Source organism: Streptomyces sp. (genome assembly GCF_031181555.1).
In the GTDB taxonomy this organism is placed as follows: domain Bacteria; phylum Actinomycetota; class Actinomycetes; order Streptomycetales; family Streptomycetaceae; genus Streptomyces; species Streptomyces fimbriatus.
On sequence record NZ_JAPSKQ010000192.1, the window covers coordinates 1 to 2,818 of the forward strand.

5 protein-coding genes and 1 pseudogene are annotated in these 2,818 nt (G+C 71.3%); 5 read left to right on the top strand and 1 reads right to left on the bottom strand.

What is annotated here, in order from left to right; translation table 11 throughout:
• From RIM90_RS27425 to RIM90_RS27440, 4 genes and pseudogenes are all read left to right on the top strand, one after another.
• On the top strand, positions 1-557 hold a 557-nt coding region (locus RIM90_RS27425; RefSeq protein ID WP_309063437.1), incomplete at its 5' end, for a pentapeptide repeat-containing protein.
• Positions 558-616: 59 nt separating this feature from the next.
• Entirely contained in the window at positions 617-892 is a 276-nt protein-coding gene (locus RIM90_RS27430) for a hypothetical protein (protein WP_309063438.1), read from the top strand.
• A gap of 193 nt (positions 893-1,085) precedes the next feature.
• The gene (locus RIM90_RS27435) at positions 1,086-1,409 is read left to right on the top strand and encodes a hypothetical protein (RefSeq protein WP_309063439.1); all 324 of its coding nucleotides are present in this window, start codon (positions 1,086-1,088) and stop codon (positions 1,407-1,409) included.
• A 193-nt stretch (positions 1,410-1,602) separates the two neighbouring features.
• Positions 1,603-1,749 (top strand): annotated as a pseudogene (locus RIM90_RS27440) (transposase); the annotation flags it as partial.
• 241 nt (positions 1,750-1,990) lie between these two features.
• On the opposite strand, the gene RIM90_RS27445 reads toward RIM90_RS27440, so the two are convergent.
• On the bottom strand, positions 1,991-2,503 hold the full coding sequence (locus tag RIM90_RS27445) for a 2'-5' RNA ligase family protein (protein WP_309063440.1): 513 nt from the start codon (positions 2,501-2,503) through the stop codon (positions 1,991-1,993).
• An 88-nt stretch (positions 2,504-2,591) separates the two neighbouring features.
• Between RIM90_RS27445 and RIM90_RS27450 the strand changes: the two genes are divergently transcribed.
• A partial coding sequence (locus RIM90_RS27450; protein ID WP_309063441.1) for a hypothetical protein occupies positions 2,592-2,818 on the top strand: 227 nt, incomplete at its 3' end.

Below are 2,818 nucleotides of genomic sequence, written 5' to 3' on the forward strand. Positions count from 1 at the left end.
ACCGCATGGTGAACTTCATGAAGTCACCGCCCCTGATCACCTCGCGCACGTCCCGCAGCACCAGATGGCTCTGCCCTGCTCCAGCTCCACCAGCCTGCCCGCTGGCAGGTCCGCCCCGCCCGCCGGCCTGGCCCCCGGCGCCAGCATCGACCACCGCGGCGCTCCCCTTCCCCGACGCCCTCCTCGACCCCGCCACCAGATCCTCCCGCTTCGGCACCGCCCGGTTCGACTCGACGACCTTCGAGGACACCGCCCGGTTCGACTCGGCGACCTTCCGGAACGAGGCCCGATTCGGGCAGGCGGTTTTCGAGCGGGCGGCCAGCCTCGGGCCGTTGGTGTGCGCCGGACAGGTGGTGCTGTCCGGGGCGGTGTTCGGCGGCCCGGTGACCTTCTCGTTCGCCGCGCACCGCCTGGAGTGCCGACGGACCCGCTGGTCGTCCGCGGCCGAGGTGCGTCTGCGCTACGCCACGGTGGACTTCGCCCACGCCGTCTTCGAGTACCCCTCACCATCACCACAGAAGCCTCCCCCTCCCTGCTCCCCAACGGACAGCCGGTAGCAGAACAGGCTCTTGCTGATGACCTTGATGTCACGGTGCGGATCACCTCGCTGCGGGGCGTGGACGCAGCGCACCTGGTCCTGGCCGACGTCGACCTGTCGGACTGTCCGTTCACCGGGGCCGTACATCTGGACCAGGTACGGCTGGAGGGCGCCTGCCCCTTCGACAAGGTCCCGCCCGCGCACTGGCGGCGCTGGCCTCCGCGGTTCACCCAGCGCCGCACTCTCGCCGAGGAACACCACTGGCGCGCAAGCCGGACGACAGCGGCCCAAGGCTGGAACGCGGCGGTGCCCGGTGCCGGACACATCGGCCCGGCGCAACTGGCGCCGGTGTAGCGGGCGCTGCGCAAGGCATTCGAGGACGGCAAGAACGAGCCGGGGGCGGCGGACTTCTACTACGGCGAGATGGAGATGCGCCGACACGGCCGTACCGGCACCACCCGCGCCGAACGCGGACTGCTGCACAGCTACTGGATGCTGTCCGGCTACGGCCTACGCCTCCCGGGCTCCGGGCCGGCTCACTGTCACCATGCTTGTCACCATCGTGCTGCTGATGGGCTTCGGACTCCCGAAGGACTCCCCGAAGCAGGAAGCGACCGGCACTGTGCCACCCGGCGGAGGCAAAGTCACTCTTGAGATCGACAAGGCTGACCCCCAGAACCCCACAGGGGAAAGGTTCACAGGCAAGCGCTTCGAGAAGGCCCTGAACGTCACGCTCAACTCGGTGGTGTTCCGCTCCTCCGGACAGGACCTGACCACCGCCGGCACCTACGTCGAGATGGCCTCCCGCGTGGCCGAACCTGCCCTCCTGGGCCTGGCGGTTCTGGCGGTCCGTAACCGTGTCACACGCTGACCCGGCCCCGCCCACGTCAGGGCCGGCAGAACACTGCAGTCACCAGCTTGATTTTTAACCTCCGGCGTCGAATGGTGCCTCGAACTTGACCACTCGGTTCGGTATCCGGCGGACGCGGAAGCGGCCTCCGCCCGAACATGTGCTCCGACCAAGGAACACACACGCTCAGTACGAAGGTCGTGAGGACGAGTCTGCTGCATCGGCCCGCAACCGGGTGGACGCGGACCGGTTGCGGCGGGCCCCGGCCACGGTGCTCCTGCCGCGGGCCGTTGACGGCCGGCTGGTCCTGGCCGTCGACATCACCTGCTGGCTGCGACCCGACGTCCCCGCCTCGCCCCAGATCACTGTCCGGCAACCATGCCTGCTCGGCACCTGCTCCTCCACTCACGTCCGTGCCTACCGACGCCGGACGCACCAAGCTGCCTGCTCCACGAGATCACGATCTACGGCTGGAGCACACGCACCACTGAGCAGGACGACCGGATCAGGGAGCGTTGTGGCGGCAGGGGCACTGCGGACGGTGCCGCTGGCCGCTGCCACTTCGGCCGGGGGGGGAGCCGGCCGGTAGGTGCCGGGGCGTCTCAAGGGCGGGGTCCCAGCACTTCCAGGGCACCGGTCTCGGTGTCGTAGCTGCGCAGGGTGGTGAGCCGGGCCGACAGCGGCGGCGCCGGCAGCAGTTCGGGGACGCGCCGGCTGGCGAAGGCGCCTGCCCGCCGGGTACGGCCGAGGGTGATGTGCGGGATCCAGCGCCCAGGTTCGTGGAATGGGCTGAGGGTCGCGGGCGGGCTGTCCGAGGCCACCGCCTCCCACACCCGGCGGTGCAAGCCGGCCAGCGCGGAGTCGCAGTCCAGCGCCCAGGCCAGCACCGAGGTGGGCCGCTCGAAGCGGACCACGCCGGTGAACCGCACCGGCAGCGGCAGGGCGGCGGCCGCCTCGGCGAGCTCCCAGCGGATCGGGGCGGTCAGCTCCGGGCAGGCGGCCAGGGTGAGGTGCGGGCTGTTGGTCGGTGAGCGGTGGCGCGCCTGACTGGGCAGCCCCGCGTCCGCGAGCCGCCGCCAGGCCTCGCGAACTGCTAGCTCTGCCGCCTCGTCCAACAGAAGCTCGACCGTACGCACCGCCGCAGCCTACCGGCGGTCTGTGAGTGAGCATGTCCGCGCGGTCAGGCCGCACTGTTCGGGAAGCGTGGCGGAAGACAGCGGCAGGGCCGAAGAGCGCCTTCCGCGTCCGGTGGCCGCTCGGCGGCGAGAAGTCCGGGGCGCCGTCCAGGAAGGCGAGACCGGACTGGGACAGGGCCTCGGCCCGGTCGCGTCGGGAGCGGGCCGTGCGAATGCTGTGCTGCAAGCGGGCGCGGGCAAGGAACGCGGCGAGGTCACCGACGGCTTCCGGCCCGGTGGCGGCGAGCCGGGCCG